28 protein-coding genes are annotated in these 24,642 nt (G+C 38.4%); 7 read left to right on the top strand and 21 right to left on the bottom strand.

Annotated elements, in window-relative coordinates; translation table 11 throughout:
• Positions 1-2: 2 nt before the first annotated feature.
• The 10 genes from FZC41_RS01615 to modA all read right to left on the bottom strand — a co-directional run bounded on the left by FZC41_RS01615 (position 3) and on the right by modA (position 6,268).
• Complete coding sequence (locus FZC41_RS01615; RefSeq protein WP_148565626.1) at positions 3-371, bottom strand: NifB/NifX family molybdenum-iron cluster-binding protein; 369 nt, start codon at positions 369-371, stop codon at positions 3-5.
• Entirely contained in the window at positions 346-621 is a 276-nt protein-coding gene (locus FZC41_RS01610) for an iron-sulfur cluster assembly scaffold protein (RefSeq protein ID WP_148565625.1), read from the bottom strand. Before FZC41_RS01610 ends, FZC41_RS01615 begins: the two co-directional genes overlap by 26 nt.
• Positions 618-998, bottom strand: coding sequence for a DUF134 domain-containing protein (locus tag FZC41_RS01605; RefSeq protein ID WP_148565730.1), 381 nt, complete (start codon positions 996-998; stop codon positions 618-620). The genes FZC41_RS01610 and FZC41_RS01605 overlap by 4 nt, the downstream gene beginning before the upstream one ends.
• Before the next feature lie 128 nt (positions 999-1,126).
• A complete protein-coding gene (locus FZC41_RS01600; RefSeq protein ID WP_148565624.1) occupies positions 1,127-1,504 on the bottom strand; it encodes a hypothetical protein in 378 nt (125 codons plus the stop codon).
• A gap of 12 nt (positions 1,505-1,516) precedes the next feature.
• A complete protein-coding gene (locus tag FZC41_RS01595) occupies positions 1,517-2,341 on the bottom strand; it encodes an MBL fold metallo-hydrolase (protein ID WP_148565623.1) in 825 nt (274 codons plus the stop codon).
• Between the two features lie 111 nt (positions 2,342-2,452).
• The gene (locus FZC41_RS01590; protein WP_148565622.1) at positions 2,453-2,854 is read right to left on the bottom strand and encodes a hypothetical protein; all 402 of its coding nucleotides are present in this window, start codon (positions 2,852-2,854) and stop codon (positions 2,453-2,455) included.
• Between the two features lie 324 nt (positions 2,855-3,178).
• Positions 3,179-3,922, bottom strand: coding sequence for a Rossmann-like domain-containing protein (locus FZC41_RS01585; RefSeq protein WP_148565621.1), 744 nt, complete (start codon positions 3,920-3,922; stop codon positions 3,179-3,181).
• On the bottom strand, positions 3,912-4,649 hold the full coding sequence (locus FZC41_RS01580) for an ATP-binding cassette domain-containing protein (protein WP_148565620.1): 738 nt from the start codon (positions 4,647-4,649) through the stop codon (positions 3,912-3,914). The genes FZC41_RS01585 and FZC41_RS01580 overlap by 11 nt, the downstream gene beginning before the upstream one ends.
• Entirely contained in the window at positions 4,646-5,470 is an 825-nt protein-coding gene (locus FZC41_RS01575; protein WP_148565619.1) for an ABC transporter permease, read from the bottom strand. Before FZC41_RS01575 ends, FZC41_RS01580 begins: the two co-directional genes overlap by 4 nt.
• A gap of 9 nt (positions 5,471-5,479) precedes the next feature.
• Entirely contained in the window at positions 5,480-6,268 is a 789-nt protein-coding gene (modA, locus tag FZC41_RS01570; protein WP_148565618.1) for a molybdate ABC transporter substrate-binding protein, read from the bottom strand.
• 207 nt (positions 6,269-6,475) lie between these two features.
• Here modA and FZC41_RS01565 point away from each other — a divergent pair, with 207 nt between their 5' ends.
• From FZC41_RS01565 to FZC41_RS01545, 5 genes are all read left to right on the top strand, one after another.
• Positions 6,476-7,204 (top strand): ABC transporter ATP-binding protein, encoded by a 729-nt coding sequence (locus FZC41_RS01565; RefSeq protein WP_148565617.1) that lies wholly within the window; start codon positions 6,476-6,478, stop codon positions 7,202-7,204.
• Between the two features lie 10 nt (positions 7,205-7,214).
• Positions 7,215-8,135, top strand: a complete 921-nt coding sequence (locus FZC41_RS01560) for a SufB/SufD family protein (RefSeq protein ID WP_148565729.1) — start codon at positions 7,215-7,217, stop codon at positions 8,133-8,135.
• A gap of 312 nt (positions 8,136-8,447) precedes the next feature.
• Positions 8,448-9,221: a prolipoprotein diacylglyceryl transferase gene (gene lgt / locus FZC41_RS01555; protein WP_148565616.1), complete on the top strand. Its 774-nt coding sequence runs from the start codon at positions 8,448-8,450 to the stop codon at positions 9,219-9,221.
• Positions 9,222-9,262: 41 nt separating this feature from the next.
• Positions 9,263-11,683, top strand: coding sequence for a plasma-membrane proton-efflux P-type ATPase (locus tag FZC41_RS01550; RefSeq protein ID WP_148565615.1), 2,421 nt, complete (start codon positions 9,263-9,265; stop codon positions 11,681-11,683).
• A gap of 36 nt (positions 11,684-11,719) precedes the next feature.
• Positions 11,720-12,856 carry an ROK family protein gene (locus FZC41_RS01545; protein WP_148565614.1) on the top strand — a complete coding sequence of 379 codons (1,137 nt, stop codon included), beginning with the start codon at positions 11,720-11,722 and terminating at the stop codon, positions 12,854-12,856.
• Positions 12,857-12,886: 30 nt separating this feature from the next.
• Here FZC41_RS01545 and FZC41_RS01540 read toward each other — a convergent pair whose 3' ends face one another.
• Together FZC41_RS01540 and FZC41_RS01535 are read right to left on the bottom strand one after the other, a co-directional pair.
• Positions 12,887-14,503 (bottom strand): sensor histidine kinase, encoded by a 1,617-nt coding sequence (locus FZC41_RS01540; RefSeq protein WP_205737043.1) that lies wholly within the window; start codon positions 14,501-14,503, stop codon positions 12,887-12,889.
• Positions 14,500-15,171, bottom strand: a complete 672-nt coding sequence (locus FZC41_RS01535) for a response regulator transcription factor (RefSeq protein ID WP_148565612.1) — start codon at positions 15,169-15,171, stop codon at positions 14,500-14,502. Before FZC41_RS01535 ends, FZC41_RS01540 begins: the two co-directional genes overlap by 4 nt.
• 172 nt (positions 15,172-15,343) lie before the next feature.
• Here FZC41_RS01535 and FZC41_RS01530 point away from each other — a divergent pair, with 172 nt between their 5' ends.
• Complete coding sequence (locus FZC41_RS01530) at positions 15,344-15,637, top strand: hypothetical protein (protein WP_148565611.1); 294 nt, start codon at positions 15,344-15,346, stop codon at positions 15,635-15,637.
• A 109-nt stretch (positions 15,638-15,746) separates the two neighbouring features.
• Here the strand turns inward: FZC41_RS01530 and FZC41_RS01525 are convergent, their stop codons facing one another.
• The gene (locus FZC41_RS01525; RefSeq protein WP_148565610.1) at positions 15,747-16,778 is read right to left on the bottom strand and encodes a YeiH family protein; all 1,032 of its coding nucleotides are present in this window, start codon (positions 16,776-16,778) and stop codon (positions 15,747-15,749) included.
• A gap of 171 nt (positions 16,779-16,949) precedes the next feature.
• Here FZC41_RS01525 and FZC41_RS01520 point away from each other — a divergent pair, with 171 nt between their 5' ends.
• Positions 16,950-17,828: a LysR family transcriptional regulator gene (locus tag FZC41_RS01520; protein WP_148565609.1), complete on the top strand. Its 879-nt coding sequence runs from the start codon at positions 16,950-16,952 to the stop codon at positions 17,826-17,828.
• Between the two features lie 87 nt (positions 17,829-17,915).
• On the opposite strand, the gene FZC41_RS01515 is transcribed toward FZC41_RS01520, so the two are convergent.
• The 8 genes from FZC41_RS01515 to FZC41_RS01480 all read right to left on the bottom strand — a co-directional run bounded on the left by FZC41_RS01515 (position 17,916) and on the right by FZC41_RS01480 (position 24,462).
• A complete protein-coding gene (locus tag FZC41_RS01515; protein ID WP_311135815.1) occupies positions 17,916-18,494 on the bottom strand; it encodes a class I SAM-dependent methyltransferase in 579 nt (192 codons plus the stop codon).
• A 40-nt stretch (positions 18,495-18,534) separates the two neighbouring features.
• Positions 18,535-18,855 (bottom strand): rhodanese-like domain-containing protein, encoded by a 321-nt coding sequence (locus tag FZC41_RS01510; protein ID WP_148565608.1) that lies wholly within the window; start codon positions 18,853-18,855, stop codon positions 18,535-18,537.
• 63 nt (positions 18,856-18,918) lie between these two features.
• Positions 18,919-19,395, bottom strand: a complete 477-nt coding sequence (locus FZC41_RS01505; RefSeq protein WP_148565607.1) for an FMN-binding protein — start codon at positions 19,393-19,395, stop codon at positions 18,919-18,921.
• 65 nt (positions 19,396-19,460) lie between these two features.
• Positions 19,461-21,950 (bottom strand): DsrE/DsrF/DrsH-like family protein, encoded by a 2,490-nt coding sequence (locus FZC41_RS01500; RefSeq protein ID WP_148565606.1) that lies wholly within the window; start codon positions 21,948-21,950, stop codon positions 19,461-19,463.
• A 103-nt stretch (positions 21,951-22,053) separates the two neighbouring features.
• Complete coding sequence (locus FZC41_RS01495) at positions 22,054-22,338, bottom strand: ArsR/SmtB family transcription factor (RefSeq protein WP_148565605.1); 285 nt, start codon at positions 22,336-22,338, stop codon at positions 22,054-22,056.
• Between the two features lie 254 nt (positions 22,339-22,592).
• Positions 22,593-23,228 (bottom strand): ABC-2 transporter permease, encoded by a 636-nt coding sequence (locus tag FZC41_RS01490; RefSeq protein WP_148565604.1) that lies wholly within the window; start codon positions 23,226-23,228, stop codon positions 22,593-22,595.
• Entirely contained in the window at positions 23,228-24,085 is an 858-nt protein-coding gene (locus tag FZC41_RS01485; RefSeq protein ID WP_148565603.1) for an ABC transporter ATP-binding protein, read from the bottom strand. Before FZC41_RS01485 ends, FZC41_RS01490 begins: the two co-directional genes overlap by 1 nt.
• Entirely contained in the window at positions 24,082-24,462 is a 381-nt protein-coding gene (locus tag FZC41_RS01480; protein WP_148565602.1) for a GntR family transcriptional regulator, read from the bottom strand. Before FZC41_RS01480 ends, FZC41_RS01485 begins: the two co-directional genes overlap by 4 nt.
• Positions 24,463-24,642 lie beyond the last annotated feature (180 nt).

Here is a 24,642-nt window from a genome sequence, read left to right as displayed (position 1 = left end):
TCTTAATTTTCCCCACGTCCATGAAATCCGGCATGAAAGTGATCAAGCAGATCTAACTTTCCGTCATTGTAGCTATTGATATTATCCTGAATGGTTCCCACACTGCTTTTATAAATTTTAACCTTCGCAACCTTAAAAACGTCTGCGGCATTTTCACCGCACCGCGGTGTGATTAAAGCTTCTGCCTGATTGTCTACAATAATTTGAGCGGCTTTAATACCTGCACCACCTGGCTCCATTGCTGCACCATTAATTATGAATTCACCGGTTTGAGTGGCTGTATCAAAAATATAAAAATAAGGAGCCCGTCCAAAAGACATACAAACTTCACTTTGCAGAGTATTTTCATCTGCTGGTATTGCTATTTTCATTAAATTTATTCCTCCATTCGAAATAATATTTTAATTTCTTTGATTTCTGAGATGTCGCAATCGCTCCGCAACAGCCAAACACAAGAAAGCTGATTTCTTGAATAACATTATCTTTGACTTTTATAAATACCTTTAAGGAGTCTCCGCATGAAGGATCACCAATACTGCTTTGAGCATCCGGATGCTGCATTTTATAAATATTCTGTGGATTCACAAAATGTTCCATTACTTTTTCAGAATAAATAATCACTCACCTCCATCATCATCTTCTATCAGGTCCTCCGTAAATCTAAGTCTTGGGCAGCCACCGCAACCACATGTTTTTTTAAGTTCATCACAAAGCTTGTAATTTCCACCCTCAATGCTAAGGACACTGCCATTAACCAAAGAATCGGCAAGTTCTTTTCTCGCAGTATTATATATATGCTGAACTGTTGTCCGTGCAATATTCATTTGCATGGCACATTCTTCCTGAGTGAATCCCTCTGCGTCAATCAGTCGTATTGTTTCATACTCTTCAACGGTCATCGTTATTATTTTTCCATTAAAATTCGGTACATTAAGAGGTCCAAACAAATTACTTTCCGGCAAACAACACACTTTTCTCCATTTTATTGGTCTTGCAATGTTAGACACCTCCTTCTAAGTTGTTGACATATGTCATTTATATATAATATTATACATCATTATGAACATATGTCAACAACAATAATTTTCCAATATGAATTCTTTTTATTTCTCATTTAAACAATCTATCATTCGTTTGATGAATGATGATGATTACCATCACATTGATCGGTTCCGTTAATATTCTTGATTAATTTTAATTCGCGTTTTTTCATTAGATCAAGTGTTTTCATTCCAGAATACCCTGATCCAAGATATCGTGTAATACAAGCATCTGCTAAAATATCAAATGCTTCTAAATTACTGAATACTCCCGTTATTATACCTTCACAATTAAAATCGATTACATTTTGAGCCAGTTTTACTGCTGTAATATCTTCCTTATTTTCAATCACATTAACACTCAAATCATCCGTGTTTACCACTAATAAATAATTACATTCTTCAAATCGCTGTGATATATTACTTTCTAAATTTTCACCATCCATTGTCATCGCCAAATACATTTTCTCTCCTTTTTAAACTATTAATTGACTGCCAGTTGATAGATATTCTATTTTATCAGTCATAATTGATTTTAAACGTTCATATGCTTTGATTCCTGTACAGTGACAGGTATAAAACATTGCTCCTGTACTGAGAAGACAGGTTCCAATGTCCGCTATCACACTTGGATTCTCATATCTGCCGGCTGATCGATTATAAAGATGAAAACCGCCAATCACATAACTTGGCTGTCTGTTTTTATTTAAATGAACGTGCTCCAGGATATTTACAATTCCATTGTGAGCGCAACCTGCTACTAAAACGGTATTTCCATTTTCCTTTATAATGAGGTTCTGTTCGTGAGCAAAATCATCCAGCACTAATAAAGAATCAACCTTCATAAATAAATCCTGATTCCCCGATGGTTTCAATTTATTTCCTTTTACATTTGAGAAAAGTTCCAGCTCATCATCAATTTCAGTTTGTCCGTCTACCAAAATAAAGCGATCATTAGGCAGCAGTGTTTTATCTATTCCAATATATTTCTTTTCACCATTTAGTCTATTTGAATAATAATCACCAAAGGCCTTACTGTTCAGATAGATTTTCGCCTTACTATTCACACTCATAAAAGCCCTGAGCCCACCACCATGATCACAATGCCCATGAGAAATCACAACTAAATCGACCTTTGATAAATCAACCTGCATTTTTCTTGCGTTTTCTAAAATAAGATCACTTGCACCGGTATCAAACAATATTTTATGATTATTAGTTTCAATATATAAACTAAGGCCATGTTCACATCCTAAATCTTCATCCGTTGAAGTATTTTCCACTAAAGTTTTGATCAACATATTCTTTACCTATAACTTTCATTTTATCTTTATTTCTTTTACTCTGTTGATATGATTAAACTACTTTACATTTTTACAAGCCATCATAATAAGGCCTATATTTATGCCTTATTATTTATTTTCACGGCAGCCTGGACAGAGTTTAAAAAATTCACCGGGAAAATCTCTATGCATTAATACTTCTGATTCTTCAATAAATTCATGATCAATAAAGTACTTTTTAAATTCTTCATTTACATCATGAATTGATACAATTGTACATCCCTCTTCAGCCATTTTTGCAAGAAGTGTTCTGATCATACCGTCAAACACTACCAAGTATTGGTCACCCCGATAAACCATGATCATTTCAAAAATATCCACTTTATTATCTTTATAAATAAAACGAACAACTCCCAACAGCTGAGAAATTTCTGTGTCTTCGGCTGTAATATATAAATCTCTTTCTTTTTCCTTTTCCGGGAAAAGCGCTTTTAATTGGCTAAAATCTCTTGGAAACCCTATTTTTATCATGATTTTCCTCTCCTAATAGTTTTTGGCATATGTTATTTATAATTTCATTATAGACCGTTATTGGCATATGTCAACAACTATTTTATTTTTTTACAAGAGCCCATAAATAGAAAATAACCGCCAATCAAGGAGTAGTTTTCCTCAACAAACGGTTATTAACAGTTCTATTGTTTAATATTCGATTCAACACTTAATTAAAATCTAAAATTGTTTAAATCATTACCTTCTCGCGAATAAAAATAATATCAAAAAAGCGAAAATGCCACAAAAGTATCTTCTTTGATTACCACTTTTATTCTTTGTTCATTTTATGTACTAATATTCCTATCTTGACAGGGGACATAACCGCTTGAAATGATTAAAATTCGCCAATGCTGCACAGGTTGTTCCAAATAAATAAAACTGTTTGTTTTCCAATTCATCCAATACACTTCGATCCGTTCCATTTGCTAAAATTGAACCGGTTATCAGCAGTACGTCTGCAAATTCAACCACTTCCTTTGTATCGGTTAATCCATCCAGTACTTTCACACCATAACGAAGACTCCCCACATTCTTTCTGTTTAAATCACTGATCTTTATATTGTCTGCCCCAAATAATCGGGCACAATTTTCCAGGATGGCTGGCTGATATCCAATGATGCCTATTTTACAGAGGCCATGTTTTTCCAAAACGTTCTGACTGATTTTTCCAGCACATGTTTCCGGTTCATTATCAATGCAATGAATGGTGTGATCGGCCAGACCCAGCTTGCGTGAAACGGCATTGAGGGTCGCGACCAAAAGCGCATAATTTCCAAGTCTCTCGGCCGGCAAATCTAATATGCCCGGTATATTTCCCTGATAGGCAATCGGATCGCTGGTAAATGCCTGACCCAGGCTGCCATCCACTTCTGCCTGCAAAAGAACTTCTTTACCAGTTAATAGGGGAAAATCTTTTCGATCCGGGTGACCAATCGCCTCCTCATTCTTCAAAGCTCTACTGCTGATTGTAATATCCAGGTTATTTAATTCTTTATTTTGATTTAACAGTGACTTCAAAACCTCTCGTGCATCTTTAAATTGCATCTTTTTCTCCTCTCGAATTTCCACAAAGAAAATTATTTATATCTTCATCTTGACATTTTTTAAATAAATCGGTACTTTTTCGAATTCCTCTCAGTTCACCATTTACCATAATACCGATTCGGTCAGCCATGATCTGAGCTTCATTAAAATCATGTGTTACAAAGAGAATGGTACAGCCAAAGATCTTATGAATCTCTTTAATCTGTTCATACATGCTCTGTTTTGTCGCTGGATCCAAAGCCGAAAATGGCTCATCCATTAATAGCATTTTGGGATTAAGAACAAGCGCCCGGGCAAGCGCTGTTCTCTGCCGCTCGCCGCCGCTCAAAGTCCCCGGATACTGCTTTAAAATATGTTCAATTGACAATATTTCTGCCATTTCAGCAACTTTTTTCTTTCGTTTTTCTTTATCCATTTTTTGTATTTTCAATCCATAACAAATATTATCATATACCGTCATATGCGGAAACAAGCCAAAATCCTGATATACAAATCCAATTTTCCGTTTTTCCAGGGGAATCTCAATAACACTTTTTCCCTGGATAGTCACATTTCCGGAAAAGCGCCTGTAAAACCCTGCAATGGATTCAAGAAGGACGGTTTTTCCTGATCCGGTTTTACCCAATACGGCAAATATTTCATTATCAAAGATATTCAAATTAATATTTTTTAGTTTAAAGCTTCCCAACTGAATCGAAAAATCTTTTATCTCTACCATCGCATTCATCGCAAAGTCACATCTTTCATTCTGCTTTCTTTGGAATTCTTTCTTCCCAACCAATTTGTAATAAACAGTGATGTAAATGAAATAATCAGGATGATTGTTGCTGAAGCCATCGCTGCACCATTGTCTCCTGTTGCCAAATTCAAATAAATAGATGTTGTCAATGTTTCTGTCTTCATTCGCGTCGCGCCAACCAACATTAATGTCGCTCCAAATTCTCCGAGACATCTCGACCACGTCAGTATAATCGTTGCTATAATCGCATTTTTTGACAGCGGTACGGTGATCGTTGTAAACCGTTTCCATTTTGAAGCGCCCAGACTTCCTGAAATGAATTCCAACCGCTCATCCACCTCCTGAAATGCCGTTCGAATAAAACGGATCACATAAGGCAAGTTCACAACGGTCTGAGCTAAAATAATACCATTTTTGTCAAATACGACTCTGAAACCCAGCTCCTTTAAAGCTTTCCCAAGATCGGATGAAAAAATTAGCAACAGACTCAAGCCCAAAACCAAATAGGGCATGGATAGGGGAAGTTCAATAATGATCTGACATAGTTTTTTAAATGGAAAGGACGTTCTCGTCAATGCATAAGCGGTGGGTACCCCCAAAAACATACAGATAAACGTAGCGATACTCGCCGTATACAAGCTCAATTTGATGGAAAATTGAATTTCTTCAGAAAGAAATGCTTCTTGCAAGTACGGGAAACCTCTCACAATAATTGTCAGAATCAACACTGATGTAAATACAACCACAACAGCCGCCGTGATAATCGAAATAATTTCAAACAGATTAAATAGATGGGTCCGTTTTTTCATAAATATAGTTTAATTGAGCAATTCATAACCATAACTTTTCCAGATACTTTTTGCTTTGTCTGAATCAAGAAAGGTCAAAAATTTCCCCAAAGCTTCGGTATTTGAACTGCACGTTAAACTTGCTGCCGGAACCGTTTTAACATAAGTATCTAAATCTGTAGTCTTGACAATCTCGGTGGTCGATCCCGTAATATTTTCTTTCCAGTCAATGATTGCATTACATTCATCAACGGATAGGGCATTGAAAATTTCCGGTGCCGTGGAAGCTCGTGCAATGACATTTACATTCTGAAGAATTCCTAAATCCGTCAACGCTTTATTTGCTATTTTGCCAATGGGTGTCGCATCTGCATCGCCCAGTACAACCTCCACGCCATCCTTTGTCAAATCGTTCAATCCTGTAATACCTAATGGATTTCCGCTTTTCACAGCCAAAACCGGAATATGTTTGACCAGATTTTTACTTTCCTTCACAATATCTTTCACCGGTGCCAACTCATCCGCTGAACCTGCTATAAATAAATCACCCTCCTTGGTTGTTTGAATCTGATTCTGAATTTGAGCCGCATTTGCATATACGACTTGCACTTCACAACCGGTTTCTTCCTTGAATGCATCGGTAATTTCCCCAAAGGGTTTTGTCATTCCTGCTCCGCAATAAATAAATAAATTTTGTCCATTAAGTTCCTTTGCGGTGTCTTTCGATTGTGTTTGAGCATTGTTGCTGCATCCTGTCACCAAACCAATCGCCATACCGGCAACCAATAAAGCCACGAACCAATTCTTTACTCTTTTCATTTTCTCTCCTCATCTTTCTTTTATTGTGTTTTATTGCTTTTAATATTGTTTTATTAGTTTGAATAATACACTACTTTTTTACGTCACGTCAATCTTTTAATTTTTATGTACAAATAAAGAACACAAAAATTTGTCTGATTATAGCCAGTGAATTCTGCTATAATATAGATTAGTAATTGAACTATAGCAAATAAGTAAGGAGAAAAGATGTTAAAACTTGAAAATATCTCATTTGAAGTAGAAAATGAAAAAGAAATTTTAAAAGACGTTAATTTAACAATTGAAAAAGGTAAATTTATTGCTATAACCGGTCCCAACGGTGGCGGGAAATCTACCCTGGCCCGAGTTATTTCTGGAGTTATCAAACCAACCAAGGGTAAAATCACCTTTAATGGCGAAGATATTACCAATTTAAGTATTACTGAAAGAGCAAAACGAGGAATCAGTTTTGGATTCCAGCAGCCGATACGATTTAAGGGGATTACTGTTCACAGTTTATTAAATGTTGCCGCCGGTAAAGATTTATCGGTCATGGAAGCCAGTCAGTATTTGTCTGAAGTTGGCTTATGTGCAAAAGATTACATCAATCGGGAACTCAATGCCGGGTTATCCGGCGGAGAAATCAAACGAATAGAAATTGCCACTATTATTGCCAGAAATACGATCTTGTCCATATTTGATGAACCCGAAGCCGGGATCGATTTATGGAGCTTCAACCACCTCATTGATGTGTTCAAAAAAATGCACAGTAATAAGGATGTATCCATTATCATTATTTCCCATCAGGAACGGATTTTAGATGTGGCAGATGAAATCATTGCCATGGTGGATGGGGCTATTATTAAACGTGGCGCCAAGGACAGTGTCTTGCCGGAATTGCTCCATTGCGAAGATCCATTAAACTGTCTGAAGTGTCAAGATATCGTGGAGGCTTAAAATGAATGAAATGAATGATATAGCAAAACAGTTGTTAAAAGAAGTGAGTGGTCTGGAAGAACTGCCCAAGGGTGCTTATAATATCAGGGACAACAGCCAAAGTGTCGCCAGACAGTCCAGTGAAAATATTGAAATTGTCGGAAAAAAAGATAAATCCGGAATTGATATCATCGTGAAACCCAATACAAAATCCGAGTCTGTTTATATTCCGGCACTGGTTTCCTGCAGCGGCGTCCACGATTTGGTTTACAATGATTTTTATATCGGAGAAAATGCCGATGTTACGATCATAGCCGGATGCGGAGTCAGCACCGGAAATAGCTGTGACGGTTCTGAGCACAACGGAATCCATCGTTTCTTTTTAGGGAAAAATTCACGGGTTCTTTATGTTGAAAAACACATCGGCGTCGGAACCGGAACTGGCAAGCGGGTCATTGATCCGGTTACTGAGGTGGAACAGGAAGAAGGCAGCTATATGGAAATGGAAACCTCTCAAATTAAAGGGGTTGATTCCACGAAACGATTTACAAAGGCAAAGCTAAAGGCCAATGCAACCCTGGTTATTAAAGAAAAGCTGATGACTCATGGGGATCAATTTGCTGAATCGAGCTTTGAAGTGGATATGGACGGCGAAGATTCCAGTGTTAATCTGATTTCCCGTTCAGTTGCCAGAGATCATTCCAAACAAACGTTTATTTCAAAAATCAATGGCAATACCCGCTGCATGGGTCATTCCGAGTGCGATGCGATTATTATGGATCATGGCGTGGTAAAAGCCATTCCTGAAATTACCGCGAATAGTCTGGATGCGATGCTCATCCACGAGGCGGCTATCGGTAAAATTGCCGGCGATCAGATGATCAAACTGATGACATTGGGCCTGACTGAAAGTGAAGCAGAAGCAAAAATCATCGACGGATTCTTGAATTGATGTAGTAATCCCACTTTTGTAAGACTGTAAATAATTTTGTATTAACTTAAAAAAGCTTCCAGATTTGATGTGTTTTACATTAATCTGAAAGCTTTTTTTATTTATGATAACACCAGGCACAAGTTCTCTCATCTTTTGCAACCGTCTATTTCTAATTCTCAAATTAACGACAATACCCTTGTTCATGTTTATAGGATCATTCTTTAAACCGAACTATTGAGACCTGATCAAAATATCAGAACATCTTATTGCCATAATGGTCAAAAGTGCCTATAATAAAAATAGAATCGATTAAATTTGGGGGAAAAGAACATGAATCCAGTTGCATTTTACATTTTTGGTGTCAGTATCAGATGGTATGGATTATTTATAGCTTCTGGAATGATTTTAGGTTTAATTTTTGCAAAATACAACTGCAAATATAGAAATATAAATTTTGATTCCTTTTTAGATGTGATCCTTATTTCTTTACCTATTGGTATTATCGGAGCCAGATTATATTACGTGATTTTTCAATTCAATGATTATAAAGATAACTTAATTGATATATTCAATATTAGGCAAGGCGGTCTTGCCATTCACGGAGGGATTCTATTCGCGTTCATCGCTGCATATATTGTAACAAACTATAAAAAAATCGATTTTTTAAAAATAGCTGATGTCGCAGCTCCATCAATTATCATTGCTCAAGCACTTGGCCGATGGGGAAATTTTTTTAATGGTGAAGCCCATGGCGGAATAGTATCTTACGAATTCATTAAATATTTTCCGCTTTTTATCCAAAACGGGATGTATATTGATGGCCTGTTTTATCAGCCAACTTTCTTGTATGAATCCATATGGGACTTATCAATATTTCTAATATTAATGCTTATTATAAGAAAATATAAGCGCAGCGGAATTGTATTCTTTACTTATATCGGCTTATATTCCCTAGGAAGATTCTTTATTGAAGGATTGCGAACTGACAGTTTAATGCTTGGTTCAATTAGAATTGCTCAATTAATGAGTTTAAGCGGCGTAATGATCTGGGTAGCCTTTCTAATTTTCTTAAAATATAAAAAAACGGATGATCATCTTTTATAAATAACTCAGTATTTTAAAATTCATTTAAAGGAGCTTTTTTTATGGATGCACAGATCAAAAATACCTCTGAATATGGAAACATGTCCACCGAAGAAACAATTGAGTTTCTTGAAACAACAACAGACGGTCTTTCTACCGATGAAGCAGAAAGTCGCATCAAAAAATTTGGTTTTAATAAAATTGTGGAAGTAAGAAAAAAGCCCTTTCTTGAATTTTTTAAACGCTATTGGGGACCGATGCCCTGGCTACTGGAATTTGCTATTGTACTCACTATAATATTGGGGCATTACACTGAAAGCTTAATCATTTTTATATTACTGACTGTAAATGCCATTATTGGATATCTGCAGGCACAGAACTCACAAAAAGCAGTTGAGCTGCTTAAAAAGAAGTTGGAAATTAAAGCAAGAATTTTACGTGATCATACCTGGATCATAAAAGATGCCAAAGATTTAGTGCCGGGAGATATCATCCATATCAAACTTGGAGATTTAGTTCCGGCGGATGTAAAAATCATAATCGGTGACATATCAGCTGATGAATCGGCGATAACCGGCGAATCGCTGCCAAAAGACCTGCATTCTTCAGACATCGTTCATTCCAGTTCGATTGTCAAACGCGGCGATGCCAATGGGTTGGTTCTCAATACTGGTGCAAATACGTTCTTTGGTAAAACGGTTGAATTGGTAAAAATAGCCAAACCGAAGTCAAAACAGGAAGAATTGATGATGAACATCGTCAAATACATGATGTATTTGGGAATTGCAGCATCGATCATCGTTTCATTATATGCGTTATTTCTTCACAAAGATTTTTTGTTTATCTTATCTTTTATTGTGGTCTTTCTAATTGGTGCCATCCCTGTGGCTCTGCCGGCCGTGCTGACAATCGTTCAAGCGGTCGGGGCAATGGAACTTTCTAAAAGCGGAGTACTGGTAACCAGACTTGATTCAATAGAAGATGCTGCATCCATCGATATTTTCTGCTTTGATAAAACCGGTACAATTACGCAAAACAAATTATCAGTAGTCGATTGCATCGCTTTTTCAAAACACAGTCAGGATGATGTTGTCAAAATGGCAGTATTAGCTTCCCAAGAGGAGGGACTGGATGCCATCGATCTTTCAATTATCAATTATTCAAAATCAATTAAAACCAGCTTTGATGGATATCAGCAGATTTCCTATACCCCATTCAATCCTGAAAATAAAAAAACTGAAGCCATTGCTGCCGTTAATGGCATTAAGTTCAAAATAATTAAAGGCGCTGCGCAAACAATCATAGCGTTGTGCGAAAAACTCGATATTAGAACTTTAGCAGCGGCAAACCAGGCAGTTGAACGTTTTTCTGAAAAAGGATCACGAACAATCGCCATCGCCGTATCAGAAGATGAAAGCAGTAATCATTTTACCCTTGTGGGCCTATTGGCTATCGCAGATCCGCCAAGAATGGATTCAGCAAGCATGATATCAGAAATAAAAAATCTTGGTATTAAGTGCCTGATGCTTACCGGGGATAGTATTGCCATTGCTCAAGAGATATCCAGACAAGTTGGGATCGGCAACACGGTCTATCATATTGGTGATCTGGAGGGATTGGCACATAGTGAACAGCTTAAGCTCATTGAAGAAAGTGATGGTTTTGCCGAAGTATACCCTGAGGATAAATATAAAATAGTAAAACTGCTGCAAGATAATGGCCATATGGTAGGAATGACTGGTGATGGAGTAAATGATTCGCCCGCCTTGAAACAAGCAGAGCTGGGGACGGCTGTCAGTGAAGCAACCGATGTGGCAAAAGCCTCTGCAAGTATTGTTTTAACACAACCGGGTTTAAGTGAAATAATTGATGCCGTGAAAGTGAGCAGGAAAACCTATCAACGCATGTTGACCTGGGTTATCAACAAAATAACAAAAGTTGTTGAAGTCGTCATATTATTTACGATCGGATTTTTTTGGCTGCATGATCTCGTCATTTCGCTTTTAGGCATGTCATTATTGGTCTTTGCCAATGATTTTGTCACCATGTCCATTGCTACTGATAATGTAAAATCCACCGACTCACCCAATAAGTGGGAAATTAAAAATATTATTTCCGCATCATTAATTCTTGGTCTTTTCTTTGCCTGTGAAGATTTATTTGTAATTTTTATCGGTTTAAACTATTTTCAGCTGGAATTTGATCAACTGCAGACCTTAGTAATGCTGAGCCTTGTTTTCAATACGCAATTCAGAATCCTGATGGTAAGAGAAAGAAGCCATTTCTGGTCGTCTATTCCCAATAAAAATTTACTGATGGTAAACACCTTAACGATCTTCGGATTTGTATTATTAGGTATTTTCGGGCTATTTATTCCCAGTCTTTCAGCCAATCAGGTCTTTATCATATTAAGGACTTCTTTATTATTTACGCCGTTTATTGATTTCGCTAAATACGCTCTGTTTAGACAATTTAAAATATAACGATAACGCTTATCGCAAAAAGGGAGTGTCCTCTAAATGAACGCATATAAATATTTTGAAACACTGAGTGATCGGTGCAAATATATCTTTAATATTATTCAAAAATACGGTCCGCTAACCAAGAATCAATTATTAGCAAAAACGCAGCTAAAATTAACCACTTTAAATCGCGATATAAAAAACCTGATTGCCAGAAAAATGATTATTGAAACGGCAACTGCCGAATCAACCGGGGGCAGAAAGCCGGCCTTATATGATGTCAATCCCTGCGACTTTTATGTGATCGGAATTGACATTTCAAGAACCTATACCCAAATAATTATAACCAATTTGAAATTTAGCATAATGGCTGAAAAAAGGATTGATGACACTTACGAACTCAATGAAGTCATCAAAATTATACCAGTAAACGTTAGTGACTTGATAAAGGCATCGAATATTGATAAATCGATGATTGTTGGGATCGGCATCGGCATTGTTATGGAGCTTAATACGGAAGTTTTATATACTAAGTTAATTGAAGAATATCATGTCCCGGTATCTATTGATAACGGCGCTAACGCTGCCGTTATTGGCGAGCATTTTCTTGGCTTTGGTAAAGACAAAAAAAATATTGCCTACATCCACTGCGGAGTTGGGATCAGAACCGGGGTAATCTCTTCAGATATTTTAATTCGCGCGATAAACTCTTCTGAAGATGCCCTTGGTCATATGATTGTCGGTAACCATGGCGATCTCTGCTCCGATGAAAATGATGGATGCGTAGAAACCTATGCATCCATCATCAATATCACGCAAAAATTTATTTGCCAGGAAGGAAAAATCGGAAAGAGAATTCTGAACAAAAACCTAAACGAAATCAGCTATATCGATGTTTGTCATTTGGCGGAAAACAACAATGTCATTGCAAAAAAAATTATATCGGATTCCGCCCTGCATTTTGGAATTGGGCTCGCAAATTTTATTCGGTTGCTAAATCCCCAGTTAATTATACTGAGCGGTCCGCTTATCCAACATTCGCAGTTATTTTATGATGAATGTAAAAAAGTTACACTAGAACAGTGCCATGTCATAAATAATACAATTGAATTTAATAAAGGCGGTTACTTTGAAAATTATTCAATTTCGGTTGGCGCTTCGATAATGGTAATACAGGAAATCATTAATTCTTAAAAAATTGATGATTTCCTGTATTACGTATTTTTACAGAGGCAGCGCCACTTCAAACCGCACGCCGTTTTCCCTGTTGACTGCTTCAACTTTTCCGCCATGACATTCGATAATACCCTTCACGATTGCCAAACCCAGACCGGTTCCTTTTTTATCGGATTCGCCCTTGTAAAAGTATTTCCAGATCTGATCCAGTTCGCTTTCAGGAATGACATTCCCGGTATTGTAAACCGATACCACCCACTGGCCTGAACACAGCTCGCATTCAACCTCAATGATGCCGTCTTCCGGCCTCACATGTTTAATCGCATTGCTCATCAAATTGTAAAAAACCTGTTCGATCCGTTTTCGGTCCATCTCAATAATGAGCTCCGGCTCACAGCGGTCCTTCAAAATGATGTTTTTTTCCGGATAGGTGTTTCTGAATCGGTCGATCACCGAGGAAATCACCTCAAACCCAGGAACTTTCTCTTTTTTAAGCCGATAAGCGCCGGATTCAATCTGGGACAGATCCAGCAAATCGTTAGCAATTCCGCTGATTTTATCTGTTTCCTTTTGGATGGTGATGTAGTATTCCGACTCCTCATCCTGATTTTCTAAAACACCATCCTCCAGTGCTTCCGCATAGCTTTTGATAACTGCCAGAGGCGTCTGAATTTCATGTGAGACCTGAGCCGTGAAACGTTGGCGCATTTTATCCAGGGTCCGTTCCTTATTCAGTTCTCCTTGAAGTTTTTCGATAGTCGTTTCCAGTTCATCGGAAATATGATTCAGCGTTTCCCCCAGCTGTCCGATTTCATCCTTACGATGTCCTATATATTTTTCGGTAAAGTTAAGGTTTCCCATTTCTTTTGCGATCCGGTTCAGCCTGATAATCGGTTTTGAAATTCCTCTGGTAAAAAAATAGGCAAATATCAGTGAGCAGCTAAAAATAACAATCAAAAATATCAATAAAAATTTCTGTACAATTGCGATCACTTCATTAACCGAGTACAATGGAATACGTCCAACAATTTGCGACCCGTCGGCGGCCACTTCTTTATAGGACAGCCATTCGACCTGATGATCGCTGTTCCCCAGAATCATCACAAAACTTTCACCATTCTGATGGGCATCCACCTGATTTTCAAGGCTATTTTCCATTCCTGAACCAGAACTTCCGGCATTTCCTGAACCGTTTCCGGTTCCATTGCCAGAACCCTCTCCGGCATTCATGCCTTCACCATGTCCGGCACCGCTTCCGGATCCATTCTGGCTATTTTCAGATGCCGCCAGTTTTTGACTGTTTACCCAGCTTCCCAGTTTCTCAGTTTGAGTCGTTTTTGTCCATTGCAGCTGATCAACTTGTACCGATTCAGCCGCGGTATTCTTAACCAATGAAGTTTCTGCTGAATTGACCTGTTTCTGAATAATCTGAATCACCGTGCCCTCTTCTTCGGCAAGATCAACGAAGGATTGAAGTTCTGGTGTTAAACCATCCTGATTGTAAATCGACAGCACTTCCTTCGTTTTTTCAATTAAAGCATCGGTTCGGCTTTGAGTATAATAAACTTCAAAGTAGGAAGTGAGTGCAAAATAAGTCAAACTACACAGGATCAGAAAAAAAATACTCAGATAAAGCATGAGCCTTGTGAAAATCGAACTTCTCATTTTTGAAATTTGTATCCGAGACCGCGAATGGTCTGAATACATTCTCCTTTTTCTCCCAATTTTTTTCTGAGACGTTTGATGGACGTGTCCACAACCCGACTATCCCCTTCATAATCAAATCCCCAAATCCGATCGAGAATCTGCTCACGCGATAATACCAGTTTCTGATTATTGATAAAATAAATCAGCATGTCATATTCTTTCTGGCTCAGCTGAATCGTTTCATCATTAATCGTCATCACGCGTTCTTCCGGATTAAAATGAATTCCACAGACTTCCAGCTTGTTCTCAACAGTCACGACGCCGCTGCGTTTTAGCAGCGCTTTGATCCGCACCATCAGTTCTCTGGGACTAAAGGGTTTCGTGACGTAGTCATCCGCACCGACTTCAAACCCCTGTATTTTGTCGTCTTCCTCTCTCCTGGCCGTCAGCATGATCACCGGGACGTTGTCCGTCTGTCTGATTTCTTGCAGTACTTCAAATCCATCCATTTTCGGCATCATCACATCCAGTATGACACAATCTGGTTTTTTCTCCTCCCAAAGTTCCAGCGCTTCTTCTCCGTCAGAGGCACCAAATCCTTCATAGCCTTCTTTTTTAAAATATTTTAAAATGACTTCCCGCAATTTATCTTCATCTTCTGCAACAAGAATACGAATTCCTTTCATTGTAAATACCTCCGTAGTAATAATAGTGTATCACATCAGCATGTCAATTTTGTGTCAAATCTGAATATCTCCAAACTTCTTGTTTTTATGTTTCTACCCATTTTGACACAATAATGACACATGACCGTCGTACAATACAGCTATAAAATAATTTAACACGGAGGAATAAGAAATGAAAACAAAAGTAATTTTAGTCGCATCACTAGCATTGATGCTGGTAACCGCCGGAAGCGCACTGGCAGCTCCAGCAAACGGACAGGGTCAAGGTACCGGAAACGGAACCTGTATCCAGCAGGGACTTTGTGATACCAATGGCGACGGCATCTGCGATGGTACAGGCGCCGGTGCCGGCATGAAGTATGGCAATGGATCCTTTGTCGATTCTAACGGTGATGGTGTTTGTGATCTTAACGGTGGAACTCATCTTCAGGATGGCAGCGGAATGCAGCACGGAAGAAATAAATAGTTTCCCCTAATCTTATCTTGAACAGATGATAAAAACAAAAAAACAGCTTTCTATGATGTTTTATTTTCATAGAAAGCTGTTTTTTACATTCTTCTAAAATCATTATATCTTACCAAATTCCAAGCATATGCTGCATTACAAGACTTACCGCAGTAATCCCTATCCAACAGCAAAATCCCATAATGATGGGTTTCCCGCCGCTTTTAATTAGCTTCAAAATATCTGTATTCAAGCCAATGGCCACCATCGCCAAAACGATGAAGAATTTACTCAATTCCTTAAATGGGGTAAAAACAACTGCCGGAACACCAAAATTGGCAGCAATGGTGGTGATGATAGAAGCGATGACAAAATAAATAATGAAAAAAGGAAATATTTTCTTCAAACTGAATTTATTTTCGTTTGTGGTTTTTTCTTTTTTTGCACGGATAAATGCAAGTGAAAACACAATCGGAATGATGGCCAGAGTTCTGGTTAGTTTAACCGTCACAGCCTTATCCAGCGTGGCTGAACCTAAATTATACATACTGTCCCAGGTTGAAGCTGCGGCGGTTACAGATGAAGTATCATTGATTGCAGTTCCTGCAAAGATACCAAAGGCTCCACCAGATGTCGTTGAAAAGCCCAGCCACGTACCCAAAACTGGAAAAAGAATAGCAGCCAATACATTAAAGAAGAAGATGACCGAAATGGCCTGAGCTACTTCTCCATCATCGGCATTAATAACTGGAGCAGTTGCCGCGATAGCGGAACCGCCGCAAATGGAAGAACCGACCCCAATCAAAGTGGAAATATTTGATGGAATGTGCATTGTTTTATGCAGAATAAAAGCGATCACCAGAGAAGTTGTGATGGTAGCAATGATAATTGGAAATGACTGTTTTCCCGTTTCCAATATAACGGAAAAATTCAAACCAAAACCCAAAAGGATGACTGCATACTGAAGAATATTTTTTGAAGTAAATTTGATGCCTGACTCAAATCTGCTTCGATCTTTGAGAAATAAAGCGATAACCATCCCGCCGATAATTGCAATGACGGGACCGCCGATGATTGGAAAACATTTTCCGATCATCGAAGACGGTATAGCAATAACTAAACAGAGCAACATACCCTGCCAATTTTTTTTGATGAAATTCATATTCTTTTCTCCATTATTTCTGTTTTTTTTTGCAAGCGCTTGTTAACTACAATAAAAATACCACATTATTATAATAAAATAAAATTATGTATATTTATATTCCGATAAATATATGTTATAGTAATTATGGAAAATGGTTGAATAAATTTTCAGGAAAGGACATTCTTAATTATGTTGGATTTTAGAATGGATACTTTTTTAACGGTTTGCCGGTATATGAATTTTACGAAGGCGGCTGAAATTCTCAGCATTACCCAGCCTGGGGTATCACAGCATATCCATTACCTCGAAACTTGTTATGGTGCCAAACTATTCAAGTATGACAAGAAAAAGATGCGTTTAACCGATGCTGGCGATATTTTATATAAAACCGCGGTTAGAATGAAACATGATGAACTTTATTTGAAAGAAAGTATAACTGATTTTGATACCCGAAAAAAGCGATTGGTTTTTGGAGCAACCCTAACCATTGGGGAATTTGTAATAGGTGAGCATTTAAAAGATTATTTAGCTGCGTATCCCGATGCACAGGTCAAAATGCTCATTGGTAATACCAGCGAGTTGTTAGCAAGTCTTCGTCTTGGAGAGATTGATTTCGCACTGGTGGAAGGAAATTTCAGCAAAAATGAATATGATCACCTCATCTATTCAAAAGAGCGATATATCCCTGTTTGTGGCAAAGATTATAGCTTTCAGAGTGAGCCAAATAAATTAGAGGATCTACTGACACATCGAATTATTGTTAGAGAAACTGGTTCCGGAACTCGGGAAATCTTGGAGAAGAACCTTGAATATCGAAATCTTGTTATTGAAGACTTTAAATATGTGGTAGAAGTCGGAGGCATGAATGCCATTAAAAGCCTGGTGGAATATAACTGCGGCATCACCTTTTTATATGAAGCAGTCGTGAAAAAGGAATTGAAAAGTGGTACTTTAAGAGAGTTGAAATTGGAAGATTTTGAAGTGACCCATGATTTTGCATTTATCTGGAATCATGGCAGCCTTTTTTCAGATCATTATCAAAAATTATTTAAGCTGTTAAAAGGTTAGCATTTCAAATAGATCATCATACCTTTCCTGTTTATGCGAAAAAAAAGCAGTGACCGACAAAAATTTGCCAGCCGCTGTTTTTTATTCCTAATTTTTATATGCCGTTATCCCGTAAAAATGGTCACTGATATCCACGGCCGATATCTTCTGAAATCCATGTATTGCCAATAGTTGCATCAAATCAGTTTTATCCAGTCGATGTCCAATCGGCGGACCGAATTCACTGCTTATTTTTTGCCATTCCACGATGGCAATTCTTCCCTTGTCAGCTAGCAGCTCTTTTGTTTCGTCAAGCATTCTGTCCTTGTCATCAAGTTCATGCAACACTGTGCTGATAAAAGCGAAAGTGATGTTTGAATTTTCAAGATTCAATTTATTTTCTTCTGCAGCGATCGTTTTGATATTGCCAATATGGTTGTCCATAATCTTCTTGTCTACTTCCCCAAGCATTTCTTCTGAAATATCCAGAGCATATACCTGTCCGGACTTTCCAACGATTTTAGCTGCCGGGATACTGAAATACCCAATTCCACAGCCGATATCAGCCATGATATCGCCACTCTTCAGACCAAGTCTTGCCAGTGTTTTTTCTGGCGGCAACATCGCTCTTCTTGCTTGATTATCCAGCTTGTGTTTATTTTTAACATCAAATTTATGCGTCATCATCCATTTCACCTTTCTTCAAAACATGTTGCTTATTCATTTGTTATTTTTTCAAAGGTAACGGATATCCTCCGGTACCGCCTGAAACATTAACAACCTGATAACCCTGAGATGATAAATTGGCGCAAGTTTTTGAACTTCTTGAACCGGACTGACAGATGATATGATATTCTTCTTTTTCATTGAGATATTTCTCAGGGTTCTTTAATAAAATATTCATGGGGATGTTTTTAGCTTTTGGAACGTGGCCCGCTTTAAATTCGCCACTTTCTCTCACATCGATCAAATTTATCTTTCCCAGCTTTTCGCTTAAATCGCGAACATTGATTGATTCAAATTTCTTTTTACTAAATAGTGAAAACATAGTCTTTTCTTGTATAATGAAAACCTTATCTCATCCATTATACATTTTCCTTTCTAAATTATATTATTGAACAGCCGCTTGTGAAAGCGCATCGTTCACCGCCTGAAGGATTCCCTTTGAGCTGAGTGTCGCACCGCTTACCGTATCAACCACCGTTGACTGGGTTGTCATGATCTCGGGAAATAGCGCTAATGCAGCTTCATCAAAATATTCCGCATTATCATAAGTATTGACAACAGTAATGTCACTGATTTTATCATTTGCTATTGTTACACAGATTTTGGTTCCAGGATTTTTTCCTGATCCTTCACCGGTGTACATGCCATCATTATATTTACTAATCTGGCTTGGACTGACGGTATCAATTGTAGTTTCGGTAGCATCAATTGCCGCAGTGCTATCCGTATTACTGTTTGTAGTGCTATTCGCAGTACTATCCGTGTTGCTACTTTTGGTACTGTCAATAATGCATACCACGAATATCAATATGGTCAAAACAGCAGCAATCGATATACTGATTATTCTTATTCTTTCCATCATACTCCGCTCCTTATTATCATTTAACGGTTAATTCTTCCGGAAAGCCATTTCTGTGAACTAATCATTTAAATAAAGAAGTTAACGTTGGAGTCTTCTGCTTCTCCGAGCATATATCCGACTCCCCCTAATTTCACGCCGTCAATCAGTTCCTCATGGTGAATACCCATAACGTCCATGGACATCTGGCAGGCAACCAATTCGATTCCGCTGTCAATTGCCGCTTTGACCAGTTCATCCAGAGAAGTGATGTTTTTATCGTTCATAACTTTTCGCATCATTGCCGTTCCCATGCCGCCCATGTTCATTTTTGAAATCTTGAGTTTATTGGTTCCCCGCGGCATCATTGCTCCGAACATGGAATCAATCAGACCTTTTTTCACCTCAATCTTTTCCGGTTTTCTCAGAATGTTAAGTCCCCAGAAAGTGAAGAACATGGTGACTTTTTTCCCCATCGAGGCCGCTCCGTTGGCGATGATAAAGGCTGCCAGGGCCTTGTCCAGATCGCCACTGAAAACGACAATGGTCTTGTTGTCTTTTGCCGGGACATCAAATGAATTCTGATTAACTACTGCATTGCCGGCATTTTTTTTTATAAAGGCGGTGATATTCCCCGGTATTTTGTTCAGATCCAGCAATTCATTATTGGTTCGCTTGCACCAGGCTTTGATGTCTTCATAGAAACCGGGATCGGACGCTGTTACTTTCAGGATCTGACCGTCTTTCAGTTCATCGATGGATGCCTTGACCTGCATCAATGGCCCTGGACAGCATAGTCCACAGGTATCCAGTTGTTTGTCATAATTTTCCGTTTTATTTTCGTCGATTCGGATCGCCTGTGTATCCGGATCGATACTCATATTTGAAGACCCACTGCTGTTTTGGTTTGAATCATTCGTTTCAGGTTTTTCAGGGGCATAACCAAGCATCGATGACGTCTTGTATCCGCCGGTTACATTGGCAACCTTAAAACCGTTCTGGCTTAATATTCTAGCGGCGATATAGCCTCGGAGCCCTACCTGACAATATTCGACAATGGTTTTGTTCTTGTCCAGTTCGCTCATGCGATCTCTTAAGCTATCCACCGGTATGTTTATTGCTCCGTCCAGATGTCCATTACTGAATTCCAGTTCCGTACGAACATCCAAAAGCATCGTATCTTCATTGCCATCCCTTTCAATATCCTTCCAGGCAACCGCATTCATTCTTCCTGCCAATACATTCTGGGCCACGAAGCCAGCCATGTTAACTGGATCCTTTGCGGATGAAAATGGCGGTGCATAGGAAAGCTCCAGCTCTGCCAGATCATCCACGGTGCCGTTAAAACGGATGGCGGTAGCAATGACATCGATGCGTTTATCCACGCCGTCGTAACCGATTCCCTGGGCTCCCAATACCCTTCCTTCTTCATTGAAGATCAGTTTAAGCGACATCGGAATGGCTCCGGGATAATAGGAAGCGTGTGACACTGGATGAACATAAATCACCTGGTACAGCATGTTGGCCCGTTGCAGAGTTCTTTCGTTAGCCCCGGTGCTGGCAGCGGTTAATCCGAATATTTTAAGGATTGAGGATCCCTGGGTCCCTTTGTAGGTGGCATTCAATCCTGCCACATTGTCTGCGGCAATTCTTCCCTGTTTGTTGGCTGGGCCGGCAAGAGCAATCGCGGTTTTCTGTTTGGTAATAAAATCAACCACTTCAATGGCATCCCCAACTGCATAAACACCTTCCAGATTGGTTTCCATTTTCTCATTGACGATGATGTGTCCTTTGGGCCCGAATGCCAGTCCGCTTTCTTTCAGGAAGCCAGTATCTGGTGAAACACCAATGGCCAGGATGATGATATCCGCATTGATTTTAGTATTGCTGCCGAGGGCAATCTGAACCTGATTTCCAATTTCTTCAAAAGATTTGACGCCATCACCCAGAATCAGTCCAATGCCGTTTTCAACCAGTTCTTTTTCAGCCATCACGACCATATCGGGATCAAAAGGTGCAAGTATATGGGGAGCCGCCTCCACAAGTGTCACGTTCAGTCCTCGGTCTCTGAGATTCTCGGCCATTTCGACGCCAATGAAACCGCCGCCGATGACAACAGCATGATTGATGCCTTTTTTGTCCACATAGGCTTTTATGATATCCGTGTCCGGAATATTTCGCAAGGTAAAAATCTTTTCACTGTTGATGCCGGGAATATTCGGCCGAATGGCCTTTCCCCCTGGCGACAGGATCAAATAGTCGTAGCTTTCTTCATAGGTTCCTTTAGTTTTGCTTTTGACGGCAACCTTCTTGTTTTTCGCATCAATGCTTATTACTTCACTGTTGTTGCGAACATCTATGTTGAATCTAGCTTTCATTGCCTCGGGTGTCTGAACAAGTAATTTGTTCCGATCTTTAATGGTTTCTCCGATATAATACGGAAGACCGCAGTTTGCAAAAGAGATGTATTCATCTCTTTCAAACAAAATAATCTCAGCCGTTTCATCCAATCTTCTGAGTCTTGCTGCTGCAGATGCACCTCCTGCAACGCCACCAACGATTAATACTTTTTTACCCATAACAATACCTCCTATAAAATTTTAATTGTTTATTCTGTATATTAAGATGATACGATGTATTTACTACAGTATCACCTTTTAGTATGACACTGAGACCATCTTATTAATTATCTTTAAATATTGTTTTAATTATGTCAATTACTTTATCGTTACAAACTCGATAATTTATCTCAAGACCATTTCTTTTGCCTTCTACAATACCAGCCGCTCTCAATTTTTGCAAATGCTGAGAAGTTGTTGATTGCGGCGTATCCAGGCAGGATTGCATATGGGTAACATTACATTCTCCATTTTCGATCAAGCCTTTCACAATGCAAAGTCTTACAGGATGAGCCAATACTTTTAAAATTTCAGCTATTTCATTATATTTGTCAAAATCTTTATCCATGTATTTCTCCTTCCTTTTTTTTTCAAGCCTTACAAATCTTTATATCCATATATTACGATATAAAGATTGCCTTGTCAACCCCTTTTTATTAAATTTAAACTTTTTTTATTCATCTCCGCCTTACACTAAGGAATGAACAATGGCTAGGATAAATTTTCAGTAACAAAACAACCGCTATATTAACTAATTCTAAAAAAAAGGTGCAGCAAAATGCTTATCACTTTGCTACACCCTGTTAATCAATATACAAATTTCTAAAATTCTTTTTTCTGATAGATCTTCACCGAAATAAAATAAGAAGCAAAAAAAATCACCAATGAAATCAGCGCCATGGCAATCATGATTATTCCAAAGACGGTCTCTTCATTTCCAATGGCTGGAAAAGGAACGTTAAGCTTTGCAACTATCAATAACACAGCGGTGGGAATTGCCGCACAGAGAACAATCATCAGCCGGGCTTTTTCGGGTCCGAATTTGTAAATCAGGGGGATTAAAGCACTGCCAAAAATGACAGCAATCATCAGAATGATCAGAATACCCAATAGTGTTTCCACTGTTATGCCTGTGCCTTTTAAAAACGAACCGACGAAAGCCAAAGCCAGTGCCAGTACAACACCCGTGAGATCCAGCATCAACAACAGCAGGTATTTGCTGCGAACAACTTCTTTCCGGGTGATAGGCATGGTTAAAGCATAGGTATCCCATTTCGCCGTGTCATCATAGGACATCGTCGTAATAACCATCATCGCAAACATAAGCACAATCATCCCACTGATAAAGCTTTCATTTCCCATCGGAATAAATATGATCGCGAGTGCTACCAATGCTACTCCCACAGATTTGAAGCTTCGTCCCAAATTAATAAAATCTTTTAAGATCAATCCCTTCATTATCTTTCTCCCCTCACATAAAACAGCATGATTTCTTCAATAGTAACCCCATCCACGATAGCCTCTTTGTATTTTCTTTTCAAAGCCAGCTTATCTTTGATAAGAACTTCAAACCCAAACTGATTTTTTCGATAGCGAATATATTCTTCTTTATCAAGTTTTCTAAAATCATCCTCAGAACATTTTAAGATCCCCATACCCTCCAGCAAGGTCTCTTTTTCTTCATTTAGCAGAATCTCACCCTGGTGAATAAAAACGATATAGTCGGCAATCTTATCAAGGTCACTGGTAATATGGGAAGAAATAAGTATCGCATGTTCTTCATCCTGAATAAACTCCATAAATACATCCAGCATTTCTTCCCTAACAATAGGGTCCAGACCGCTGGTGGCTTCATCTAAAATCAAAACTTTAGGATCATGGGATAAGGCAACTGCGATCTGCAGTTTCATTTTCATCCCCCGGGAATATTCTTTTACCGTTTTATTTTCCGGGAGTTCGAACTTTTTCAAATATCGCTGAAAAACAGATAAATTCCAATTTTTGTAAATACTCGCCATCATCTTTGAAATATCCCCGGTTTTTAAACTATCATGAAAGTTGCAGCCATCCAATACAACCCCAATATCTTCTTTTATTTTTTTATCTTCGCTTGTGTTATTCATTCCCAATATTTCAATGGTTCCATTGTCACGATTTATTAGATTAAGAATGGCTTTTAGAGTCGTGGTTTTTCCTGCTCCATTTTCTCCGATAAAACCCACGATGCTTCCCTTTGGTACATTAAAGCTGACATTTTTTAAGTTAAAATCATGATAGCTTTTATTTAAATTTTTAATTTCTATTGCATTCATCATGCTTCCTCTCCTCCATACAATATTTCCAGCATGTCTTTAAGCTCTTCGCAGGAAATATCACTGCTCTTTGCTGTATCCACTGCTTTCTGCAAAAATTCTTCGGCCAATCGCAACTGTTCTTCCCGGATAAACGATAAATTCTGATTGGCTACAAAACTGCCTTTTCCGGTGACGGTTTCAATAAAACCATCCCGTTCCAAATCGGAGTAGGCCCGTTTCGTGGTAATGACACTGATTCTAAGTTCCTTTGCTAAAAAACGCATGCTTGGCAAAGCTTCGCCCGGGGACAGCTCTCCGCTAATAATTATTTTTTTTATCTGCGTGGCAATTTGTTCATAGATGGGTTTGTCACTTGAATTGCTGATGATAATATTCAAAGGATCACCTCTTTATTCTTTGTCATAGTGTATATACGTTATATATACACTATGACCTATTTAATTATAAATGTCAAGTTTTTTTTTCATATTCCCTCCACTAAGCAATTCCTGACATTCGTTCAGCTTTGCTGCCTTCACAAAAAAATGATCACCGATTATCTCTGTGATCTAAACTGT

It is taken from the genome of Acetobacterium paludosum, from assembly GCF_008086595.1.
Lineage (GTDB): Bacteria > Bacillota > Clostridia > Eubacteriales > Eubacteriaceae > Acetobacterium > Acetobacterium paludosum.
This window is presented reverse-complemented; position numbering and strand designations above follow the sequence as displayed.